At 32.1% G+C, this 24,814-nt stretch carries 18 protein-coding genes; 13 read left to right on the top strand and 5 right to left on the bottom strand.

Translation table 11 applies throughout. From position 1 onward, the window contains the following. Positions 1-54 precede the first annotated feature (54 nt). From scrK to AC5LW9_RS01790, 3 genes are all read left to right on the top strand, one after another. Positions 55-915 (top strand): fructokinase ScrK, encoded by an 861-nt coding sequence (scrK, locus tag AC5LW9_RS01780; RefSeq protein ID WP_086351327.1) that lies wholly within the window; start codon positions 55-57, stop codon positions 913-915. Positions 916-1,109: 194 nt separating this feature from the next. Further along, positions 1,110-1,274 (top strand): carbohydrate porin, encoded by a 165-nt coding sequence (locus AC5LW9_RS01785; protein ID WP_493456206.1) that lies wholly within the window; start codon positions 1,110-1,112, stop codon positions 1,272-1,274. Beyond that, positions 1,271-1,588: a carbohydrate porin gene (locus AC5LW9_RS01790; RefSeq protein WP_493456207.1), complete on the top strand. Its 318-nt coding sequence runs from the start codon at positions 1,271-1,273 to the stop codon at positions 1,586-1,588. Before AC5LW9_RS01785 ends, AC5LW9_RS01790 begins: the two co-directional genes overlap by 4 nt. A 745-nt stretch (positions 1,589-2,333) precedes the next feature. Here AC5LW9_RS01790 and AC5LW9_RS01795 read toward each other — a convergent pair. Next, complete coding sequence (locus AC5LW9_RS01795) at positions 2,334-2,501, bottom strand: hypothetical protein (RefSeq protein ID WP_198227292.1); 168 nt, start codon at positions 2,499-2,501, stop codon at positions 2,334-2,336. A gap of 975 nt (positions 2,502-3,476) precedes the next feature. Between AC5LW9_RS01795 and AC5LW9_RS01800 the strand changes: the two genes are divergently transcribed. Next, positions 3,477-5,405 carry a DUF262 domain-containing protein gene (locus AC5LW9_RS01800; RefSeq protein WP_198227290.1) on the top strand — a complete coding sequence of 643 codons (1,929 nt, stop codon included), beginning with the start codon at positions 3,477-3,479 and terminating at the stop codon, positions 5,403-5,405. A 29-nt stretch (positions 5,406-5,434) separates the two neighbouring features. Next, positions 5,435-7,273 carry a DUF262 domain-containing protein gene (locus tag AC5LW9_RS01805; protein WP_198227288.1) on the top strand — a complete coding sequence of 613 codons (1,839 nt, stop codon included), beginning with the start codon at positions 5,435-5,437 and terminating at the stop codon, positions 7,271-7,273. Between the two features lie 1,064 nt (positions 7,274-8,337). On the opposite strand, the gene dndE is transcribed toward AC5LW9_RS01805, so the two are convergent. From dndE to dndB, 4 genes are read right to left on the bottom strand one after another with little or no spacing between them, the layout of a single operon-like run. Then, a complete protein-coding gene (gene dndE, locus AC5LW9_RS01810) occupies positions 8,338-8,685 on the bottom strand; it encodes a DNA sulfur modification protein DndE (protein WP_198227286.1) in 348 nt (115 codons plus the stop codon). Further along, positions 8,685-10,676 (bottom strand): DNA sulfur modification protein DndD, encoded by a 1,992-nt coding sequence (dndD, locus tag AC5LW9_RS01815; RefSeq protein ID WP_493456208.1) that lies wholly within the window; start codon positions 10,674-10,676, stop codon positions 8,685-8,687. Before dndD ends, dndE begins: the two co-directional genes overlap by 1 nt. Position 10,677: 1 nt before the next feature. After that, positions 10,678-12,303, bottom strand: a complete 1,626-nt coding sequence (dndC, locus tag AC5LW9_RS01820) for a DNA phosphorothioation system sulfurtransferase DndC (RefSeq protein ID WP_493456209.1) — start codon at positions 12,301-12,303, stop codon at positions 10,678-10,680. A 2-nt stretch (positions 12,304-12,305) separates the two neighbouring features. Further along, positions 12,306-13,388 carry a DNA sulfur modification protein DndB gene (gene dndB / locus AC5LW9_RS01825; RefSeq protein WP_493456210.1) on the bottom strand — a complete coding sequence of 361 codons (1,083 nt, stop codon included), beginning with the start codon at positions 13,386-13,388 and terminating at the stop codon, positions 12,306-12,308. A gap of 720 nt (positions 13,389-14,108) precedes the next feature. On the opposite strand from dndB, the gene AC5LW9_RS01830 reads away from it, so the two are divergent. The 8 genes from AC5LW9_RS01830 to cysW all read left to right on the top strand — a co-directional run bounded on the left by AC5LW9_RS01830 (position 14,109) and on the right by cysW (position 24,807). After that, on the top strand, positions 14,109-15,026 hold the full coding sequence (locus AC5LW9_RS01830) for a hypothetical protein (RefSeq protein ID WP_493456211.1): 918 nt from the start codon (positions 14,109-14,111) through the stop codon (positions 15,024-15,026). A gap of 35 nt (positions 15,027-15,061) precedes the next feature. Continuing rightward, entirely contained in the window at positions 15,062-18,703 is a 3,642-nt protein-coding gene (locus AC5LW9_RS01835; RefSeq protein WP_493456212.1) for a toxin VasX, read from the top strand. A 13-nt stretch (positions 18,704-18,716) separates the two neighbouring features. Continuing rightward, complete coding sequence (locus AC5LW9_RS01840) at positions 18,717-19,562, top strand: DUF6708 domain-containing protein (RefSeq protein ID WP_493456213.1); 846 nt, start codon at positions 18,717-18,719, stop codon at positions 19,560-19,562. A gap of 34 nt (positions 19,563-19,596) precedes the next feature. Continuing rightward, positions 19,597-20,439, top strand: a complete 843-nt coding sequence (locus AC5LW9_RS01845; protein ID WP_493456214.1) for a DUF6708 domain-containing protein — start codon at positions 19,597-19,599, stop codon at positions 20,437-20,439. Between the two features lie 34 nt (positions 20,440-20,473). Then, positions 20,474-21,316: a DUF6708 domain-containing protein gene (locus AC5LW9_RS01850; RefSeq protein WP_493456215.1), complete on the top strand. Its 843-nt coding sequence runs from the start codon at positions 20,474-20,476 to the stop codon at positions 21,314-21,316. 656 nt (positions 21,317-21,972) lie between these two features. Next, complete coding sequence (locus AC5LW9_RS01855; protein ID WP_493456216.1) at positions 21,973-23,010, top strand: sulfate ABC transporter substrate-binding protein; 1,038 nt, start codon at positions 21,973-21,975, stop codon at positions 23,008-23,010. Between the two features lie 91 nt (positions 23,011-23,101). Continuing rightward, positions 23,102-23,935, top strand: coding sequence for a sulfate ABC transporter permease subunit CysT (gene cysT, locus AC5LW9_RS01860; protein WP_493456217.1), 834 nt, complete (start codon positions 23,102-23,104; stop codon positions 23,933-23,935). A 14-nt stretch (positions 23,936-23,949) separates the two neighbouring features. Then, complete coding sequence (gene cysW, locus AC5LW9_RS01865; RefSeq protein WP_493456218.1) at positions 23,950-24,807, top strand: sulfate ABC transporter permease subunit CysW; 858 nt, start codon at positions 23,950-23,952, stop codon at positions 24,805-24,807. Positions 24,808-24,814: the final 7 nt, after the last annotated feature.

Raw genomic sequence — 24,814 nt, forward strand, 5'->3', positions numbered from 1 at the left:
TGAATCATAATAAGTTTATTTATGATATTGAATTTATTTTGAAGAGGTTTAAAAATGAATTTATTTGGTAGCATTGAGGCTGGTGGAACGAAATTCCTCTGCGCAGTAGGAAATGAGAAAAATGAGATAATTACGAGTGAAGTTATCCCAACCACAACATATGAACAAACAATTAAACAAGTTAATCACTTTTTCAGTGTGAATAGAGTTTCATCAATTGCAATCGGCAGTTTCGGTCCTATTGATAATAATAAAAATAGTGATAAATACGGATATATTTTAAATACACCTAAACAAGGATGGTCTAATGTTGATTTAGTTTCTCCTATTCAAAAAGAATTAGATATTCCTGTATTTTTTACAACAGATGTTAATTCAAGTGCTTACGGAGAAATGTATTTAAATTCATGTGATAATTTGATTTATTACACAATAGGGACGGGAGTTGGGGGGAGTGTTATTCAAAATGGCCAATTTATAGGTGGCGTAGGGCACCTAGAAATGGGACATCAAATGGTAAAAAAACATCTTTTAGATCAGAACTTTAATGGAGTTTGCCCATTTCACCATGATTGCTTAGAGGGATTGGCATCGGGACCAAGTATTGAAGCTAGAACAGGTATTAAGGGTGAAAATATAACGAGTGATTCATATGTATGGGATGTGCAAGCCTTTTATATAGCTCAAGCAATTTTCAATGCAACATTAATAATACGACCTAAAATGATTATTCTTGGTGGCGGTGTAATGTATCAAGATCATATGTTAGGTAGAGTTAAAGCACACTTTAAACTGCTTATGAATAATTATATTACAATTGAAAATTTGGATGAATATATAAAAACACCATCTATAGAAAATAATTGTAGTGCAACAATTGGTAATTTTTTACTGGCCAAAAAATTACTTTCTTAAATCAACATTATTTTTTAAATGTACACACATTATATTTAATCGTAATTTAAAAAAATTGTAGTTTATTTATGTGATTACATAATACTTTAATCGGAGATCGGGTAATGGAATATTCTAAACTTTTTGTTGCTTTATGCTGTTTATCCAGTTTTCCTACGTTTGCACAAATTGAGTAGCAAACTAGCCAAGGTGATTTGAAATTATATGGTGATGTCGAATTCAATATCGATGCAGCAAGTAAAAAACATAGTTTAACTTCATTAAAAACAACGGCTGATAGTAATGCTAATCGTGATAAACGTTGGGACATTAATGGTCGCATACTCATCGGTTTAGATGGAGTTATGGAGCAACAATGAGTTTTAATACCGTGGGCAATTGGAATCCATCACCAGATAATCTAGTGGTTAACGTGAGCACAGCTTACCTTGATGCTAATCAAGAAAAGGATTTTTCAGCAGGCGTTAATGCAGTATGGCAACGAATTGATTTAGGTTATATTTTTGCAGCGAATGATATTAAACAATACAAACCAACGACTTCAAGCGATAATTTAGACAGTGCAGATAGTTTAGGTAAAGGTAAATATAAGATTCATACTGTTAATGCATCATATTTAATTCCCAATGTAATGGATATGGATAACTTTAATATCTATCTAGGTTCTTACTAATCACATTTATCTCGTGATGAGAATCAGGGCGGTGGCCCTGATAATCGTTATGGTGCGCGCGTAAGATTTAAACAATGTTCTAACTATATAATCTAATTAATATTTTTTATCCTAGCTCGCTAGAGCAGGATAGAAATATTAAATCATTTCAAAATTAGAGCTTTTTACTTATTATATTATTTTAGACATTAATTGATTTAATACTTTTATTTATATAATAACACTTTGAAAAGATGGTGATTCATTTGTATGTTTAGCCGTTAAAAATATTTAAATTCAAGCAAGTTGACTTATGGATATAAAAGTGGATACAAATAGTTTTTATTTGAATTAAAGTTATTTAATATCAATAAATTATAATTTTATTACGATTTCGCGTCCGGGCACCAATTCCGAAAAAAGACACCAGCTTAAAGCTGGTTTTTTTATGTCTAAGGTTTTTTAGATAATTCTTTAAACTTATTTCACTACTTTCCCTAGTTCAACTAAAATCACCCTAAATCAAGAGAAAAAAGAATACATTCAGTTCAATAATGACGTGTATTCATAAAATGACTTTAGAGTTTTTATTTACAATAATTTATAGAGAATTGCTCATTTTTTATTTCAACTATTAAAAAATATTAAATAATTACAAGATAAATCAAGCGTATGGTTGAATATAACAATCTGTAAAGTGACAAACTAAATTAATCCAGATGCGTATTTTTGTATCATATATTTAATGTGAGCTCTGAATATTAATTTATAAATAGATATCAACAATACACAAAAAGAAAGCGCCGTCTGCATCAAGTATTATTTCGGCAAAAATAGGACTAGTCAGACAAGTCATAACAAAAAGGCTTAATTGCAAGCTATAATCTGAAGCTCGATGCTTATATCGAGCAAAATACATTATTAAGCTAAACATAAGAGAAGACATTTCCCCTTTGATTGCTATAGCAACTAAGAAAATATTAGCAATAATCCATATTATATTTAGCTTAACTAACCTCATTAATGTTAAAGTAATAAGTATCAATAATGTATAAAATAAATAAGCAGGAATAGAGTTATCTATACCTAAATATTAAGCAAGCTTTTCCACTTAAAAAACCGAAAAAGACCTAATTATTCTACTCTGTCACTAACAATCCAAGCTACGTTTTGTGCCTCTACGCCTAAATCGATGAGTATGAGTTTAAGATATAACCAGATAGCACCAATTAAATGAAAACTACTCATCTGCAAACAAATCCAAAATTTTGATTTTGGTTGTCGAAAATAACTGACCAAATCCGTTATTACCGAGCATTTATAAGACTAATGCAACAATTCATTATTATATTTATCTTCTTTTAGTAAAAATATAAGTTATAAACCAAATAATAGGCTAATGACCATTATCGCTCCTCAATGCTCTTGAATGATTAATATCCAACTATTGCTACTAATCACACCGATAAACGTAACCTTGGAATGGATACTTCCGATACACATTTGTTCTGCTCAAGGAAACTATTTCACCGCCAACGCATAGAAAGGTATATCACCTAATCTAGTAATTATTTGAATCATATAGATGAAAGATTTAGTAACAATTATGATGGAAATTCGTCCCAAAAAAGTATTTTGTTTTGACAAAGAAAAATGACTTAGATGTTTTAGTTTATATCCAAATAAAGCTCGCTTAGAGTTTTATTTGAATAATTTATAAATGATTTTTTATTTTATCATCGATAATAGTAAAGATTATTATTAATATTATTTTAATAATATTATGTATTCAAACTGTATTTTTTTTGTTAACCGATATAATATAAAAATAGAGGATCAAATAAAACACTAATTTGATGCTATTTATATTTGTGGGCAAATGAAAAGTGGTAATGGAAGAGGTTAATAGATGAATAGTTTAGAAACTATGTTTAGTGGAAGAGTATACAAAATTCCCAAAAACCAGAGAGGCTATAGCTGGACGAAAAAGGAAATACAAGATCTTTTTAGTGATCTGGAATTAATGGGAAATAAAGCTCATTATTTAGGTACGGTAATATATACAAAAATAAATTCCAAAGATGGTGCCTTTTCTGACGAAATAACTCACATGCCCACATTTCGTTATATATTAGAAGATGGTCAGCAAAGATTAACTACTTTTCTATTAATAATTAATGAATTAAGGAGAAGATTCCTTGAATTAGATCAACGAGAAACCGTTGAATCAGAAAAATTAAAAAGTTTAATTATTTATAGCGACGGCTCGGAAAAGCTAAGAATTGAAAATGAAAATAGAATTTTAAATGAATGTTTTAGCCACTATTTATTAGGTTATCCCTCACTTCCTGCAGAAAAAATTTCTCCGATGCGTTGTTTAGAAAATGCAAAAAATCAAATAGCTGAAATAGTAGATTCAATTCAAACAAGAGAAGAATTAATAAAATTAAGAAATAAAGTATGCCATCAAATTCAAATCATTAGTGTCGATCTTGCTGACGCCAGTATTGATAGATACTTAACATTTGATGCTATAAATTCAAGAGGATTACCTTTATCTGAATTTGATAAAATAAAAAACTTTTGCATCTTAATTTGCGAAAAACGGAATATCCATTTATCTCCTGATGAGAATTGGTTTCGTGCTATATCTAACTTGGAAAAGTTTGGCGTTAGTTCAAGAAATAATGAAAACTCTTTCATTTCAGAGTTATTCTCTATTTATCATGGTTATAGCATTCCAACAAATGAAGCTCATAACAATTTTGTGAATGAATATCGGATCCTTTTAGAAGGAGAGAACACACAAAAGGAAATCAGTTTCAAAGGTTTTATAGAACATTGGGTTAATTATTCGGAGGCTTTTGGTTTTATTAATTCTAAATATAAAGAGAAATTTTACGGACAATTATGTTCAAAGGAAGCTGGTGTTTGGTTAGATCGCTTAGATAATATAGGCTTACAAGGTATTACAAGAAAGATTATTACAACTGCTTATCTATTATATGCTAATACATTAAGCAAAAATGATTTTGAAAATATTTGTCGTGCTTGTGAAATATATACGTTTAGAATGCACGGTTTGCTCCGATATAGAGTAGATAAAAATTCAAAAGCGATTTTAGAGTTAGCTAATCAAATTCTGAAAAACAACAAAAGCACTACTTATATTATTTCTCAAATCGGTTATTTACTAAATGAAAGTGCAAATCTTCCTGATTCAGTTTCTAAATTACTATCGGGTGAATTAAATTATAAATCTGGTATCAATTTAGTATATTACTTTTTATATGAATTAGAAATTGGCCTGTCCTCTCGATCTGTTACGCCGATTCCTTGGGCAAGGGCAGATGAAGATAAAAAGGAATCAATAGAACATATTTTACCACAATCACATAGAGATGCTGGTTGGTGGGAAAGTCATTGGCCTGATGGATTAAAGGCTGAGCAATATGTTCATCGTTTGGGTAATTTAGTTATAACCAAAGGTAATCAAGAATTGGGCAGAAAACCCATAAAATTAAAATTAGATGATCCTAATGGTTCTTATTCGTTCAACTACAAAAATGCTACAAATTCAGAGAAAGAAATCAAAAATTATACCGATGGTTCGACATGGAAGGAAAGTAATATTTTAAAAAGAGAATTAGATATGATTCACTTTGCGATAGAACGTTGGTCTATACCGTTTGAAAATGATAATGGAATAATTAATATTCCAGAGTCATATAAAGAATTTGTGCCTAACTGTAAAGATTTTAATGTTAATTTTCAAGATGTTTTAAGTTTAGAATCAGAATGTCATTATGATGATAATTCTTATGAAGAAAAGTATTAATAACTAAGAAATGCCAATTGGAGTAATAAATGTCCACAAAAAAAACCATTGATTCTAATTACACTGAAGTCGGTAGCTTGTTTGGATCACCTATACTTTTTGAAGTTCCTATATACCAACGAGGTTATTCATGGGAAAGAGAGCAAGTAATTGAATTTTGTGATGATATTTTCACATGTCTCGATGATATATCTCAACAAAAGAGTGCTGAACATTTTTTTGGTAGTATTGTCTGTATAGAGAAAGCATTCGAAGAAGTGGGTATAACTAAAAAAATTAATATATTGGTTGATGGTCAGCAACGAATTTCAACCTTCGTATTATTCATGTCGATAGTGATTAAATTGTTAAAAGACTATTGTGAAGAATTAAATGAACAAGAAACGCAAGAATCAATACGAAGATCTATTTCATCACTTGAAAATAAATATATTTATTATGCTGAGTATAAAAGTTTAAAAGAAATTAAGCATGACAAGTTATCTTTAAGTAATAAAGATAATAACTATTTTAAAAAATTGATTATATTCGAAGAATCATCAGGGACTGATATTGAATCAAATCGATTACTTTTGAACGCAAGAGATACTATCTTGCGTAAGATTAAAAATAATCTTAGAAAAAAAGACCTAGTAGAAAAAATTAGTTATTTACAAAATTTAGAAGGTATTTTTAATAGTTGCTGTTTTATATTAAAAATCACTACTAACAATAACGCCCAAGCTTATAAACTTTTTCAAATACTTAATGATAGAGGAAGGGCATTATCTGCAATTGATCTATTAAGAGCTAATTCATTAGGACTATTTAATGGGGCTGATAGTAGGGAGTTTGAATTGCAAGAAAAAACAGCAAAGATTTGGGATCTAATAACTAAAGATTCCACAAAGGATCTTGAAAGCTACTTCTTATATTATTATTCTGCACATGAATATAAAAAAGTAAGAAGAATAAATTTATATGAAAAATTTAACATTGCTTTTTTTGAAAATATCTCTAGTAGTGAATTATATAATCGAATAAAACATTTACATGAAAGTATTATTACTCTTAAAAATTTAGAGTTAGGTCTTTGGCCTTATCCAAGAAGTCAGGCTAGCCAATGGGATAAAAATAAATTAAAAAATTTAATCATTAGGTTATTACATACTGATTGCTTGCCATTATTATTAGTCGCTCATCAATTATTAGATGAAGGAAAGTTTATTGAAATTCTTGATTGTTTAGAGAAATTCTTTTTTAGATACAAAACTATTTGTCGTTGTAGATTTGAACCTGCAGTAAAAATATACCATGAACAAATTGCTAAAATTAATAGTAATCCTAAAACTTATCAAGTCAAATTTTTGAGAAAGGAACTAAATAAATTACTGGAGGGAACAAAAGATAGTGATTTTATTAATAACATTATGGAATTGGAATATAAAGAATATGAAGAAAAAGAAATAGAAAATGGTAATAAAATTATTAAGTATTTATTAATTAAATTAGAAGAAAATTGGAATTGGATTGAAAAACGAGAAGAAAAAGGAGAAAAAGTAAAGCATAAGTGTATAGATAAATCTAAGACTTTTGATTTTTCACAAATAAGTATCGAACATATTTACCCCCAAAAGCCACTGGATAAAGATAAAGATGATTTATTGGAAAAAGAAAAAAATAAATTAGGAAATTTGACCTTATTATCTCGAGATAATAATTCATATCTAGGCAACAAATCTTTTCCAAACAAGAGAAATATTTATGAGAATTCAAGTTATAAAATGAATATTTATTTAAGTAATCATTTTACCAAGTGGGAAATAAATAGTTACAATTTAAGGACTAAACTTATCGAAAAGTATATCTTGGATATCTTCAGTTTTTGATATTACTTAAACTTTATTCAAACAAAAGCTATATCTTGTTTAAATTAGGTATATAGTATCGGGTTTATATAACCCGTTATCAATTGATAATTAGATTATGAAACGAAAAATTCAACAAAAACTAACAAAGATAAAATTTTATGAAAAAATAAATGATTTTAGTTTGGTGAGTTGTTGCTGTGACATTAAATATTAACTCTTTGTAAATGGTTGCAAAATTATCAAAAAAATTGCGTGGAAGGTTTGAATAGCTAAATTAAACGACCATATAATTCATCTAATGCCAAAACAGGGATATTGAAAACATCATTTTAGACATATGTAAGAGTCGAAATTTAGGTAATAGACGATTTAAAAATAAATTATAATATATCTTTATCAATATACATCAATTAATAATTGTATTTGTGATATTATAAGCTGCTTACAGTTGGTGATACATTAAATTTATTGATTGTGTAATTGAAGAAATACCATTTTCAATTCAACGTATTCAAACAGATATAGACCATGAATTTTTTGCTAAAAAGTTAAAAAGAAACAGATACAATTCTGAATTAAATTTACCCCAAATAATTCCGCATTACCTTATTTAAATGGAAATTTTAGTATTCATAACAAATAGTAAAACTGAATTTTATGCTATGATTGATATAAATCATTGGATAGTCAACTAGCCGAATACAAAACTTTTATAATTGATTCAGACCATACTGTGCTCATAATGGGAACCCCTAAAGGAAAAATAGTTTGAATTATATAAAACCTTTTTATTGATAAAGTGTTAAAAGACTATGATTTAGGTAAATAGCGAATTAAAAATGCTAATTATTAACATGATTTAAAGATCACCTGATTGAAAGTACCTATATTAAGTTTTTTCTATCTTTTCCATATTTGGTAAATGTGAAAATTAAAGTAAAAGAAAGAAACGGTGCTGCCAAAAATTGAAGCTAAATACGCCATATCATTAGCATTTAATTTCCAAAAAAGTATATTATTTTTTTGCTAGATCAATGACTAAATCTAGTTCTACACAACACCCTAATTTATATTAATAATAATTAAAGAGATGTTGAAAAACTTATTAAATTCTTATGATTTCTCAAAGCAGCTACACCATCCTCAACATGAGCAGCCCATGCTTTCATCATTTCTTTACTATTTAGTTCTGGATAAGTGAATTTGAGTAGTAATTCAGTAATACCTTCTAATTCTCCAAGCCAAACAGATTTTTCAAGTACTAACAAACCATCTAGTTTTCGTTCATCAATTTGATAACGAAATCCAGATTCAATAGAACGGTAAAAAGCTAAACGAGCAGAAATATTTGGTGTAATCCCCGTCATTGTTTTTAAACGTTTTAATTGCTCTTCCGTTTGACGTGTAAGTTGCATTCTATTTGGTAACATTAGTATACCTCTTTATTTTTATTTAATTCTTTCCAAAAATAACCCTTGGTTATTTCTGAAGAATAAGATTCATTATTGAAGTGTATCTGATAACTATGAGAAATATCATTCTTCAAGTAATCAAAGAAATAATTTTCATCAATCTCAGTATCTGTTGATAAAATAATGACTTGTTCGCTTGCTAATGGGAAATAGTATTTAACTAGCTTATCGCGATGTTTAGAATCTAATCGTCCAAGAGGAGTGTCAATAATAACAGGTAGTTGACGACCTGATGTTTTACCTAGTGCTTCAAGAATAGCAATAGCATAAATCTGTTTTTCACCTGCCGATAAAGATTTACGATATATAAATTGACCTTTATTGTCAATAAGTTCAATATCAAAAGTGTTTGGATTCACCTTAACTGTTAAGTGATCATGTTCTTTACGATTTAAACGTTTATATGCCGTTAAGAATTTTGATTCCAATACTTTAATTCTAGACTGCGTAAGTAAGACTGTATATTCATCTAAAAGATCAAGACTATTTTTTGCATACTGTATTGAATTATTGGAATTATATTGTAAACGTACTTGATCATGAAGTTTCTGGATTTGTTTCGCTTTATCCAATGCTAAAGCTAACATTTTTTTTGCTTCTTCAATAAGATAATTGTGTTCATTAATTTTATTAATTCTCTCATGATCTAACTGCCTGATTTGAGAGAAAAGCTCCAGCCATTGCTCATCTTCTGGTGCTCGTTGAATATTTAATGAAGCTTGTTCTAAATCATTTTCAACCATGTTCAATTTAGTCAGTAATTCTTGAAAGCTCTTTTTTGATTTTTTAGCATCAATTTGAATTATTTTTTGGTAATGACCCAATTCACGCTCGGAAATATCAAGTAATATTTCACCAGAAGGTTTATCGGCTAAATAATTTTCTAATTGATCTTTAATTGCTTCACTAGCTATTTTAGCCGTCGTTGTTGAGCGAAAAGACATATCTGCCTGTAATTTGCTTAAAAATTGGTTTAGTTCAGTAATGAAATTCCGAGTTCGCTTCAATTCTACTTCTTGTTGTAATTGTTTAAATAAACTAGTTAATGCTTTAGGGGCTAATGATAAAGGGAAAGAATTATCAAATTCTTGGCGAATTACTCTTTCTAGAGTCTCTTTTTCTTTGACAAGTGTATTTACCTTTTCTTTTTCTTGTGATTTAGTTAGGGCAAAAGCTCCTCCTTCAGCTGAAAATAACCGTTCTTTTTTTTGAATATTTTCTGTAATCCCCAATATTTGCACATAAATTGCATGGGCAGATGTTCTCAAATGCTCAGCTTCTTTTAGGTAGGTATTTTTTTCCTGTTCTAATTGATTTAATATTTCTTGATATTTTATATCTAGTGTATTGGTTGTATGCCGTTTTAAATAAATAATTAAATCATTTCGTAATTTTTCTATTAGATCCAATCCAAATAATCGTCGAACAGCTGTTTGTAAAATTTTTCCAGACTCATCTTCGGCTAAGGAAGCAATTTTCTCACCATCAAAAAAGAAAAGATCCGCCACTCCATTAGGGATTAACTCATTGAGAAATCCCTGACATTGTTCATAATTCAATTCTTTTAATAGTTTACCATTTTGTGATAGGAATAATTCATCTTGATGCCCCAATGACCAGCTACGCGTAACAGTAAAATCCGATGTGTACCCAGCTTGATTATAAGTAAAGGTTAGTTCAATAGAGGCAAATTTTTCTGATTCATTGGTTTCTGAGTTTTTATAAATAAGGCTTGAAAGTTGGTCAATATAATTCTGTCTAGTTAAAACACTATCAAAAGCCATTTTTCCATAAAGTGCTAATTGTATTGCTGTAAGAATAGATGTTTTCCCAGAGCCATTTAAACCTCCAAATAAAATTATTGGTTTATTATTATTAGGGTATAATTCAATTTCATGTATACCTTGAAAAACTCGAAAGTTTCGTAAAACTAATTTTTTAATAATCATACTAATGACCTTTCCCCAATAATGAAATTGAACTATCTATTTTTATAAATTCGCTATGTAAATTCTTTAGCTCATTTTCAATGCTGGCTATCTCTTCTTGATGTATGTCTTTTTCGTGGCGTTTTTGTAATTCAGCTTGTTTTTTTTCAATTTCTGCTAGGTTTTTACCCCAATCTTGTTTCAGGATATTTTCAATTTTATTAAAAATACCTTGTCGACGACTAATACCTTCTAAACTTACTTCAAGTTCTATCAATTTCATGACCATTTCAGCTTCAATATCATATTTTGGGGCAAGCTGTTGTAAAAGTTGCGCATCCGATTGATCAAAATGAGATTGATCATCAATAATCCAATTTAAATCTTTTCCATACACTTCTTTATAAATTTTAGGTAAAGAATCACTCCAATCTGGTTCATTAGGATCTCTTAACCACTCTTGCCGAATTGCATGTAATTCAGGTTCTGTAATTAACTGAATTTTGTGACCTTCTTGGTTGAATTTCAACTCTATTTCTAAAAGCTGTTTTAACCACTTTTTTCTATAATCTAACCAATAAGGACCAGGAACAATTTTTCTAGCGATAGCAATATCTTCGCCTTCTTTTGCATATTGATAGCTTACTTTACCTGTTCGTCGTTTATAATTTCGATAAATATCTTTCTTTTCTGGCTCTGTAGTTTCTGATAAAAGATCACGAAATTCTAGTAACGGAGACATCCATTCCTCACCATTTTTGATTAAACTCTCCATGGCTCTATCTTTTTTCACAACTGTACATGTCCAACAACCGAAACGAGAATTACCACAAGATGGTGTGCTTTCATCAATGACTAAAGGACATTCCCCCTGATCTGACGAGTCCATATACAGAGTCCAAAGAGGACGATTATTACCCCCCCATGGAGTTTCCCATTCATCAATATCATCAGGAGCATATTTAAACGCACCTCTTAATAGTTTCCAAACATCTTCTACATCCCACGTATCAATAGGTGTATAAATAAAAGCATTTGCTAAGGTCGTATGTCTTGCTAAACGAGAACCATCGATCTTATGTTTGGCTATAACCTGTGCTCGAGAAGCACTTTCACTACTACGAGAACCAAGAACAACAATAACCTCATCAAATTGACTAATTTTATCTTTAATAAAATCACTTACAGGATTAATTTTCATTCTTTCTGTACACCAACGGAAGCTTCTTGTTGGTGCAGGATAACCTTTTCCTAAAAGATTTACCCAGAATGTTTCGCGCGTTTTAGGCACTACTGCATGAGACGTTAAAGGTAAATTATCTCTTTTGGCTCCTTTCTCTATCTGTCCCAATGTTCGGCTAATTAAATCAACAACAACAGGTGTTTCTACTAACGTATCAGATGAAACAACAAAAACTGATTTAGTTCTGTATTTAGGCTCTAAACCTAATAAAGCTAAATAGACAAGCGTAACGACTGCTGAAGAATCTTTTCCCCCACTATAACCTATAACCCAAGGTCGTTTATCTGAGCAATAAATTCTCTGAACTTCTGCTACATATTTAGCTAAAACTCGACCAGAGAATATTTCTTGATTAATAAAATCTTTATAATCATCTAAATCATAACATTGCTTTAAATTTGTCATTGCTAATTCACTTGTTGCTCTAGTTTTTTTTCCTCTTCAGTAAGAGGTAATTTAAACGTTATTTTTAAAAAGTTTGTGGTTAATTGAATTGAAGATGTCGATTTACTCAATTTTCCATGTGACATCGTTCTACGAATCCATTCTGGATTTGTTTTACGCCAATTAATTAATTTTAATTTTGTCAATTCTTCCTTCCAATTTAAAGTGTTATTCTGTAATAAACATTGCCCAAGCATTCCTAAAGCTTGAAGTCCAACACCATGAGAATGAATAAATTCTTGACGGAGCTGTGAAGCAGACACTTCTTTTTCTATTGCCATTTTCCAATCAGGCATATTAAGATATACCTGATACCAATATTCAGTCGCTAATTTTTTTTCTTTATCAGAATAACTATCTTTTGGGCCTTTGGCTAAAAGAGCTCGTGTAGCTTGTTTAATACTACTTAGTGTAAATAATTTATTAGATAGTGTTGAAATACTGGATCTTTCCATTTCAGTTAAACCAATGAATGGTTTTGTTTCGGAGGCTAAGCTCCGAGCAAGGTCTGATGCTTGATCACGGTGATCATAAAGCGTTGCTAATGATGGACTTGGTTTTACAGCGTATTTATTTAAATCGGCAAACATCTGCTGGCTTTTTTCTAATCCTTCATCTACAAAAAATAAAACAGGAATATTATCTTGTCCAAGTTCTGGTTTTTCCCTTATAGCCTCTTCGATTGCTTTTCGTCGGTGCTGACCATCATTAATTAAAATTTGAGCATCCATTGGCACTCGCAACACTCCCAAATTTGGTGAACCAGAATATTCTGTAAATTCTATATCAACAGCAATTGATGCAGTTAATGCAGAGAATACATAATCTTTAGGGTTATCCAATAAATATCTAACCATTTCAGGAATACGGGATTTATTTAACTTTCTTTGTGCTCTTAGTTCAGGAGGAACTTCATCTTCATCGAAACTAAATATTTTTGGAATAATTCGTAGAGGACATGTGGCAATATAGTAAAACCTACCAGCTTGTATTCCGCGCACAGCAGGGAATGAATAGCAATAATTAGAGTCAAGAGGATTATTCATAGTCATTTTACTTAATTTAAAAAAGTTTGATTTCTATAATACGTTATTTTAATACGTAAATATATTTTTACGTAAAAATTTTACGTATATTATTAAGCTAAAGTAAATATATCACATTACATGTATAAACATACAGTTATTTTTTAAATATTTGAATTAAAATATCTTAAGCTTATTTCAAGTGAAAATTTTTAATAGTCATTTTTATAAATAAAATAGCAAATATAATAACTATGATTACTTTAATAATGATACTTAATCCTATTATAGATCTAATTAAAGATAAATTACTCAACTTAACTATCTAATCCTAATAATTACAATATTTAGAACTATCTTTTCAATTCTGCATTCCTGCACCAATTCCAAAAAATACACCAGCCCAAAGCTGGTTTTTTATGTCCAAAGCAATTATTAGAATTACTTTTCCTATTTTTTATCAACTGGCTTCAACTGAAATCAATCCAGATTAGGATAAAAGTGTCTAAACTATGACGCAATGATTAATAATATAATTCTGGTTATATATGAGTTTATTATTTATTCATTTACAATGCATATGTCAGGTGCTTCATATTTAATTTAGAAAGACAACAACACGTTTTTAAAAACATCTTTATTATCAGAAAAGTTGATAATGTTCTTTGCATTATAATAGTCAAACAGATAAACTAAACCGCATAAATAGTTGTTATTGATTTGTTTGTTGAGGTTTTAGTTTTGTCAGTACATCAATTATCAAATGCTTTAAACGAAGATCAAGCGAACTGTTACCGTTATTTACTTGTAGATCCATTAAAACCAGTTAAAATTGTTGAGCCACTCGCGCTGGAAAATATTAAAGATGTCTTTTCTAGCGATGAGCTTAAAGCTATCTTACGCCCTGATTTATCCTATGAACCTACTATTTGTCCTCATCTTATTTTACTGGCGAAACCAGGCGAAGTATTAGAGCCTGAATTATTGGATTTAACGATAACTCGAATCGAAAAAGAGCGCTCCCATTACAAACATTACATTTGTGCGTGGATAAGTAGTGAACTTGATATACAGAATTTAGCCGAAAAGATGATTGATTTAGGTCTACAGCTAGGTCGTTTACTCACGCCTAAACAGCCTACTTTCTTACCTTTCTATGAACATATTCGATTGCAATTATTAAAAGAAAGCCTCTCGGTTGAAAGTTTATTATCAGGATTATTCAATTTTATTCATCGCTATACTTATATGAATTATTATGGCCAATTAATTCAAATTAAAGCAGCCGATAATTTACTGACGAAAGACTTTCTCTTATCCAGTCAGATATTTTTACAAAATGCATTACAGTATCAAAATGAACCCAAAGCTACTTTTGGGTTGGTCAAAATGTGGCAAGATAATATTCAAACATTGCCACCTAATGCGCTATTTTTATCCGCTAAAAAATTGCTTGATGCAAAAAATATTGGATTTACCAACCTTGAAGATAGATTAGTTTATGCACTGTATTGCCTGATTTATCAGGTTGATTTAATTACTATCGAAACGATTTCACCGCATATTTTAGCAGCGATTTTAGCACCAGGTTCACTAAAGAAACGTTTAGAACAATTGGAAAATGATATTAAAGCAAGTATAAATCAAAATAATAATTAATATTACTCGATAGATAGATTTGGATAGAAAAAACTATGGTTAGTGAAAATTCACAAAACGTTGATACTTCTAGCTTATCGGCAATTGTATCATTAACAGACAATGGGCATGCATGTGTAAGGGAAGGATATCCGATTTTACTCTTAAGAAAGTCTGCGGTAAATAAGGTTTGGTCTTCACCATATTCGCAGCTCTTTTCATTCTTCGATTCATCACAATACTCTCTTGATGATCGAGAGCCACAAGAACCGTTACAAGATCATAATGAAGTATTAAGAGTGTTACGAGAAGGCTATGTTTATGTCCTTGCAGGAACCGATAATAAAAAAGACTATATTCGGTATTATGAAGTTTTAGAGGGCGGTATATTAAGGGAAAAAGCACCAGAAGATCTTGAAATCGATAACAAGGATCCCTTTCCAACACGATGTCTAGCTGACAATCATTATGTCCCAGCTTCATTTATCTCGGTTGATATTAGCAATGACGAATTAAGTGACAAACCTTTTTTATGGATTGCCTATAGCCGTTACCCTTGGAATAAACAAACTCGTGATTATTATAAAAATAGCCAAGATTTAGCTCGGTTTACTAAAATTGATTTAACTTCATTTATTCAAGCGCCAGATAACCACCCAAGAGGCATAGATTTAGCAAGCCAACATACTTTTGGTAAAATTTTAGAATTTATACCCTATATGACTGATAAATTGAGTTATTTACCGAATTATCAAGATAAAAGTCAACAACGTGATCCTTTTATTAATTTTATCAATGCCCGAAAGTCTCAATATAAAAAACCAGTTGGGGCGGTTATTTTAGAAGATCCCCTAGGTATGATTGAGGACTTAAATTTTCAACGCCTAGCCGAAGTCAATTATACAGGGGACGCTAAATTACATAATAAAATTGATAATAAAAGCGATATTCCTTATGAATATCATGAGTTTCACACCCCAGAGGGTCAATATAAAAAATTAAATTATGACTTAATTGAGCAATATAAAATTTCAATGAGAAAATATTTTGATGAAAATAGTACAGCTGGTACCGTTTTTGTCTCTAGTTTAGAAAATCTTTTTAGTAGTGATAAATGGCAATATGGTGGCTCGCCGGAAATCGTCGATGAAACAGGTAATTTGCGCTACAACTTATCCCAAGCAGAAAAAGCACATTATGATTTCGACCAATATTGGGCAAAGTTTAATAATCAATTAAAACTTGAAGAGTACAATCGCTTTGCTGATAAAGTAAAACAGTACGAGAAAATTAAAAAGAATAATGGTCGAGATTACACCCTTTATTGTCGCTGGTTATTTTGCGATAAGTTGCCCGCCTCTGATTTTTTTTCAGGTAGAAAACATCAATTTGAAAATAAGGAAGAGATAACCTTCCCTGAACAAAAAATATCCAGTTTTAATACAGTTAAATTTTGGGAGCAGGAGTTCAATTATAATAGCCAAGATATCCATAATGATATATTAGCTGATGCAATTCAGATATTTAGATCGCAAGGTAACAGTTATTATGATATGGGATTATGGGACGAACTCCTATCCAGTGATGAGACTTATTTTCATAAAGTCATTGCAGGAAAAAATCCTTCTTTTTGGAAAGAGGGTGATATCAAATCGCTAGTGGGTAAAGGCAACGATCTCAACAATTTTTTAATTGAACATTGCCTTATTAATCCGATTATGGCTTTAGCACAATCACAGGCAATTCAACCTGAGAGTTCTGGTAAACAATTAGAAAAAATCACTAATGCACAAGGTGTACAAAAAGCGTTATCAGAAGCAGGGCACACGAATGCTAAAAGTAGAACTATTACCTTTAATATCAACACCGTTAAAATAAGTGCTTTGGAGAGTAATAAAAATGTTTCAATTACTTCGCAAACCACCATTGAAGACACCAAAAAAACCACTATCACCTTAACAGTATTTTGTGATGATGATGGTTTTAAAAATATTGAAGATTATGTGAAACGGACTAACAGAGGCAATCGTGCTGCCAATGATGTGAATAAGCTGGCAACGGTAATTGATAATAATGTTGTCATAAATAATACTGACTCAAAAACAGTGAATCCCGATTTAATTACCGATGAGTTTCGTCTAACCTTACCGGAAGAGCGATATAATCAACTTGAGGCTCAGCTCAAAACCAAACATGGTTCCAATTTTAGTGGTTTTGAGATTATTGACAGTAAAGATGGACTGATAACCGCAACATTTAAAGGTCGAGGAACACAAGAGAGTATTAATGAATTAAAAGCCTACTTGCAAAGATATGCCTCAGATACCACAAAAAATCGATTTGCATCCGTAAAAACACTAATAAATAAAATCACCGATAACCATATTGATATTTCAATTCATGCCAATACTATGACCGAAGGCGCCCAAGAGATGGGAAATGTGATTAAAGAAAGCGTACCCTCTATTACCGCTAACGAACCTTCACCCCATCTAAGTAATACGCCGGTTAATCATCCTTCCAATCCTAAATTACGGGTGGCTTATGCAGCAAGTAGCACCTCAATTCTATTTGAATTCCTTTTATTAGCATGGCAAGCAAAATTATTGCTAGATAATAATAAAACTCTGCAAAAAACTAATTTAACACAAGAACAGCGGAGTGAAGCAATGGCAGGACTTATATTTGCTAGCGTATCTATCTCGATTAATACTATAACTTTTATTACTAACTCGGTCGATAAGCTTGCAAAGATGGCGGGTAACTTTAAAAGTAAAATAATGATAAGCGTTACTAATAAAGCTGTGGCACTATCCGAAAAAACCGTAATGAAAGTATTAATTGGTATCTCCCGTCAACTGACAGTAATAGCAAGATTATGGGGAGTTGCTGAAGGAATAAAAGAAATAGGTTTTGGTATAAACAAGGCTGTTGCAGGATTTAGAACTTCAGGAGTATGGCAAGTTGCATCTGGAGCTTTTTTGGCTGTATCAATGTTCTTTGGTGGCTCTGGTATCGGTATCGCATTATCCGTTGTCTGTATTGTATTATCGATATTTTGTGCGTTTATGAGCGAACTGACCTCATTAACGTCTATGGAGCGTTGGTTTGACCGCTGCTACTTTGGTTTAAATCAGCTAACGGGCAATTTATCTCCTTATCCTTTAACCGAAGACGGCATTAAAAAGCTGATTCATGGCTTTTATGGTGCTTCTCGTGGTTACGAACTTTTTCTAACCAAAAAATCGCAAAAAAGTTTCGTTTTTGATTATGGTGATAAACATGATATTTATCTGAATGTAATTTTACCTAATTATAAACCGGACAGCATCCGCTATTATGGATCATTGATTGTTGAAAAAAAAGAGAGCAGTCAAAATGAGCTAATTGGTCATAACTTGACAGGAACGACTTTTAAATCAACGACCTCTCGTGATAGCTCTGCTGGCTCGCTCTCAACGTTAGAGATGAAAGTTGATTTTACAAACCAAGAAAGTCAACACACAAATCAATCATCAGCAAAAAATCAGCTGGTGACCTATAAGCTTGATGAACAAGGTTCATTAATCATCTGTCCAGTGGTCTATGTGGCTGATGACAATATCGATACAAAAATAAGTGTGCTAGGCTTTATTGAAGAGCAAAATAGTAGCGAAGAACCATTCACCATTGAATTAGAAGATTACATTAACATTTGAGTAGGAACAAATAATGGCAGAATTTAAATTAGGGTATAAACATTATCCTAAAGACTCAGCAAAATTTAAACCAGTAGATAAAGACGATGACTTAACTAATCTTCGTTTTGGCAATAATACGCTTATCGAAATAGGTCGCACCCTTGGTCAAATTAATCGTACTTTAGAAATGATTGTAAAACTAACTGGATGTGTGGCGTTTCTTTATGTCCTTTATGCTGGAGTATGGTTTTTCCTCAATATTAGTCCTTATTCTATATATAGCGATATAGCCATTTCTTTAGGATTAATTATTGTTTCTTTGCTTGCATTATTTTTATGTTTAATGCAATTAGCAAAAGTTATTATTTGGCCAGCCGATTACCCGGTACGTTTTAACCGTAAAACCGGCAAAGTCTATGTGTACGAGCCAATGTTAAGTAAACGACTTTATTATTTTCCCTTAAGGGAGATAAGAAAGCTTTATAAACCCGTTATAAAAGTTTATGACTGGCAATCAATTGACGGAATGGTAACGCGTAATGGCTTCTTTTTGCGGCAGGAGATTTTTGCGGCAGTGATCGACCGACAAACCGATACCCTGATAGATTACTTTAGTTTATGGGATAATGCCAATTACGTCCATAAAAGCGAATGGCGCTGGTTATTGTGTTATATGAATGGTATGGAGGGGATGAATTATAAAGGCAAAATCAGGGGACGCTTTTGGCTGGGTCGATTATTTAACTGCTTTGCGCCTGAATTTAACTGGCCAGAGGGTATTGATAAAGCCTCACGAGCTGAATCCCTTGAAGAGCTTGCCAAAATAGAGCAGGCGTATGATTTAGTCGGCAAACCTTTCCCTTACGAACAACCCTAGGAAAAAATAATATTGATATCAAAGTGAATAGATAATGGCAGAATTTAAATTGGGGTATAAACATTATCCTAAAGACTTAGCAAAATTTAAACCAGTAGATAAAGACGATGACTTAACTAATCTTCGTTTTGGCAATAATACGCTTATCGAAATAGGACGCACTGATGACCAATTTGGTCGTACTTTAGAGATGATTGCAAAACTAACTGGATGTGGGGGATTTATTTTCGCTCTTTATGCTGGAATACAGCTTTTTCTCGATATTAATCCTTATTCTATATATAGTGATGTAGCCTTTTCTTTGGGTGTGATTATCTTTTCTTTACTTGCATTATTTTTATTTCTAATGCAATTAGCAAAAGTTATTATTTGGCCTGCCGATTACCCGGTACGTTTTAACCGTAAAACCGGCAAAGTTTATGTGTACGAGCCAATGTTAAGTAAACGCCTTTATTATTTTCCCTTAAGGGAGATAAGAAAGCTTTATAAACCCGTTATAAAAGTCTATGACTGGCAATCAATTGACGGAATGGTTTCACGTCACGGCCTCTTTCAGCAGGAGATTTTTGCGGCAGTGATCGACCGACAAACCGATACCCTAATAGATTACTTTAGTTTATGGTTTAATGCCAATTACGTCCATAAAAGCGAATGGCGCTGGTTATTGTGTTATATGAATGGTATGGAGGGGATGAATTATAAAGGCAAAATCAGGGGGCGCTTTTGGCTGGGTCGATTATTTAACTGCTTTACGCCTGAGTTTAACTGGCCAGAGGGTATTGATAAAGCCTCACGAGCTGAATCCCTTGAAGAGCTTGCCAAAATAGAGCAGGAGTATGATTTAGTCGGCAAATCTTATCCTTACGAACAACCCTAGGAAAAAATAATATTGATATCAAAGTGGACAGATAATGGCAGAATTTAAATTGGGGTATAAACATTATCCTAAAGACTTAGCAAAATTTAAACCAGTAGATAAAGACGATGACTTAACCAATCTTCGTTTTGGCAATAATACGCTTATCGAAATAGGACGCACTGATGACCAATTTGGTCGTACTTTAGAGATGATTGAAAAGCTAACTGGATGTGGAGTGTTTATATTTTTCATTTATCTTGGAATACAGCTTTTTCTCGATATTAGACCTTATCATATATATAGTGATGGAGCCTTTTCTTTGGGTGTAATTATTGTTTCTTTACTTGCATTATTTTTATGTCTAATGCAATTAGCAAAAGTTATTATTTGGCCTACCGACTACCCGGTACGTTTTAACCGTAAAACCGGTAAAGTCTATGTATATGAACCAATGCTAAGTAAACGACTTTATTATTTTCCCTTAAGGGAAATAAAAAAGCTTTATAAACCTGTTATAAAAGTCTATGACTGGCAATCAATTGACGGAATGGTTTCACGTCACGGCTTCTTTCAGCAGGAGATTTTTGCGGCAGTGATTGACCGACAAACCGATACCCTAATAGATTACTTTAGTTTATGGGATAACGCCAACTATGTCCATAAAAGCGAATGGCGCTGGTTATTGTGTTATATGAATGGTATGGAAGGGATGAATTACAAAGGCAAAATTAGGGGGCGCTTTTGGCTGGGTCGATTATTTAACTGCTTTGCGCCTGAATTTAACTGGCCAGAGGGTATTGATAAAGCCTCACGGGCTGAATCCCTTGAAGAGCTTGCCAAAATAGAGCAGGAGTATGATTTAGTCGGCAAATCTTATCCTTACGAACAACCCTAGGAAAAAATAATATTGATATCAAAGTGAATAGATAATGGCAGAATTTAAATTGGGGTATAAACATTACTTTAAATGGAGAAAATAGTAATCAAATAATTGACTGACTGTATTGCGATTTAGATGGTAATAATGCTTTATTACCAAAAACAAAATATGGTGGTATTGAGCCTGATCTTAAGCGATATCGATCACATTTTAATATAATTTTTTAAAATAAAATTAATAGTTATGACATTATTTTGTATAGTTCAAAAAAAGAAACATATAAATAAAGCTATTAAAATAACTGAGGATAAAAGAAGTTATGCCATCGTTGGGGGGGATTACATTTTAATGGGCTTTCTGTATTAAAACTACCATTCGTACTTAAAATGTTAAAAAAAACAAACACAACTAATTTTTAGCTGTCAGTAAATTCCATCCGTGGTTTCTTTTATTAAAATAAATTATTGATGTAATGCAAAGATAAAACCACTCATCCATAAAATCCACATATTATATAATTTTGAATAAGACCCAACCCTAAATTTAAATCTTCTTACTTAGTATATCTATTTTTGTTATAACCTAATGCAAAATAATCGTTTTCGCATCTTTCGATAATTTGGTCTAATCTTGGTATTCCTATCAAAAAAGCTAATGTCTTTAATATTAGTATGAGGTTTCAAGTGAAAAAATTACCTATCGTTCACAAACAATATTGGTTAAGTATTAGCTTAATTTTATTCGCAATATGTACTTTTATGGGGCAAGCCTATTGTGTTGAATTGCTTAATGTCTCTTATGATCCAACTCGTGAGTTTTATAAAGCCTATAATCAGACCTTTATTGAGTATTGGCAACAGCAGACAGGTGAAACGCTGACTATAAAAAATTCGCACGGAGGCTCTGGTAAGCAAGCCCGTTCAGTGATTGATGGTTTGCAAGCAGATGTTGTGACGCTTGCTTTAGCGAGTGATATTGATGCGTTAAATCGTTATCAGACTAATATATCACCTGAATGGCAAAGTCGATTGCCAAATAATAGTGCGCCTTATAATTCAACGATTGTATTTCTAGTCCGCAAAGGTAACCCAAAACAGATTCATGATTGGAGTGATTTAATTAAAGATGATATTGAAGTAATAACACCCAATCCCAAAACGTCAGGCGGGGCGCGTTGGAATTTTTTAGCTGCTTGGGCTTATGCTCAAAGTACTTACGGTAATGATGAACAAGCTCGAACATTTGTAACCAAATTATATCAACATGTACCTGTATTAGACACTGGCGCTAGAGGGGCAACCATCAGTTTTGTGCAGCGAGGTTTAGGTGATGTATTAATTGCTTGGGAAAATGAAGCTTATTTAGCGTTAAAAGAGCAAGGTGGTGATCAGTTAGAAATCATCATGCCGTCATTATCGATTTTAGCTGAGCCAACCGTCGCCTTAGTGGATAAAGTCGTAGACAGCAAAGGCACACGTAAGCAAGCGCAAGCTTATCTGGAATACTTATATAGTGAACCAGCACAACATATTATTGCTCAGCATTTTTATCGACCAGTCAATCCTGAAATCCTTAAACAATATGCTAAGCAGTTTCCTGAAATTAAATTAGTCACCGTTAACGATTACTTTGGAGGTTGGCAAAAAGTACAAAAAGCCTTTTTTAGTGATGGTGCAATCTTTGATGCAATTTATGCTGAGATAAACTAAACATTGCTTATTATGGTTATGTGTTGCTATCACTTAACCCTACCCTATAAAGGTGCAAATTCTAAAAGTATAAGTTCTAAAGGTATAAGTTATGAAAGTGGCAAGCTTTAAACAACAACGCAATATACCCGGATTTAACTTAACGTTGGGTTATACTTTAACCTTTCTTAGTTTGATTGTTCTTATTCCGCTATTAGGCTTGTTTATCTATTCAACTAAATTATCTTTTCATGAATGGGAAAAGTTATTAATCAGTAAACAATTTTTATTAGCGCTAATGCTTTCATTAAGTACCGCATTGATAAGTGCGGGTTTAAACAGTTTTATTGGTTTATTGTTAGCTTGGGTGCTGGTACGTTATCGTTTTTCAGGACGCAAAATAATGGATATCTGTATCGATATTCCATTTGCTTTGCCAACTGCGGTAGCGGGTATTGCTTTAACCGCAATTTATGCTCAAAACGGCCCTATTGGCTATTGGTTTAGTTTTAAAATTGCTTATACGCCAGTTGGTATTACCTTAGCACTACTATTTGTCACACTGCCGTTTGTTGTCCGCACTCTACAACCTGTAATGGCTGACTTACCACGCGAACAGGAAGAGGCAGCCAGTCTGCTTGGCGCATCACCTCGGCAAATTTTTATGCATGTTATTTTACCGGCTATTTTACCTGCTTGGTTAACTGGATTTACCCTCGCTTTTGCTCGTGCTATTGGTGAGTATGGTTCGGTAGTATTTATTGCTGGAAATATTCCATTTAAAACCGAAATATTACCATTATTGATTGTCTCAAAGCTTGACCAATATGCTTATGATGCTGCTGCTGCCATAGGCATAACCATGTTATTGATCGCTTTCATACTATTATTTTTAATGAACACATTACAGCGAAGACTTAACCGTAATATTAATAAAAATAACTGACTATAGGTAAATTTATGCCAATATTGCCAACAAACCCAATAACCGATAAAAAACAAGCACTGACTAGTGTGCAGTTATTATTAATACTATTAGCGATATTATTGTTTTTAATTCTGTTATTTTTACCGCTCTTGGTAGTATTGGCACAAGGACTCGCTAATGGGATAACGGCTTTTTGGCAGGTGATCACTGAATCAGATACCTTAGCTGCATTTAAATTGACACTTATTGCTGTTGGTGTGGCGGTGCCTTTAAATGTCATATTCGGTGTGTGTGCTGCTTGGGTTATCACTAAATACCAGTTTAAAGGCAAACAGATATTAATGACCTTAATTGATTTGCCATTCTCAATATCTCCCATTATTGCGGGTTTAATCTATGTATTACTTTTTGGTGCACAAAGTGCATTTTATCCCTTTTTACAGACATGGAATATCCAAATAATCTATGCCATTCCCGGTATTATCTTAGCAACCATTTTTGTTTCTGTTCCTTTTGTCGCGAGAGAATTGATTCCAATAATGATGGCACAAGGAACCCATGAAGAAGAGGCCGCCAGTGTTCTTGGCGCAAATGGTTGGCAAATTTTTTTCCATATCACATTACCAAATATCAAATGGGCATTGATGCATGGCGTTGTTCTTTGCACTGCTCGCTCACTCGGTGAGTTTGGCGCGGTATCTGTTGTTTCTGGACATATTCGTGGTTACACCAATACGTTACCCTTACATGTAGAGATTTTATACAATGAATACAATATTGTTGCCGCATTTAGTGTTGCGATTTTGCTGTTAATTATGTCGCTTACATTACTATTGATTCGTCAATGGATTGAACGACGCTTAGTTAATGAACTTTATATAGGTCACTAAGGGGTAG

Source organism: Gilliamella sp. LMG 34360, from assembly GCF_984568995.1.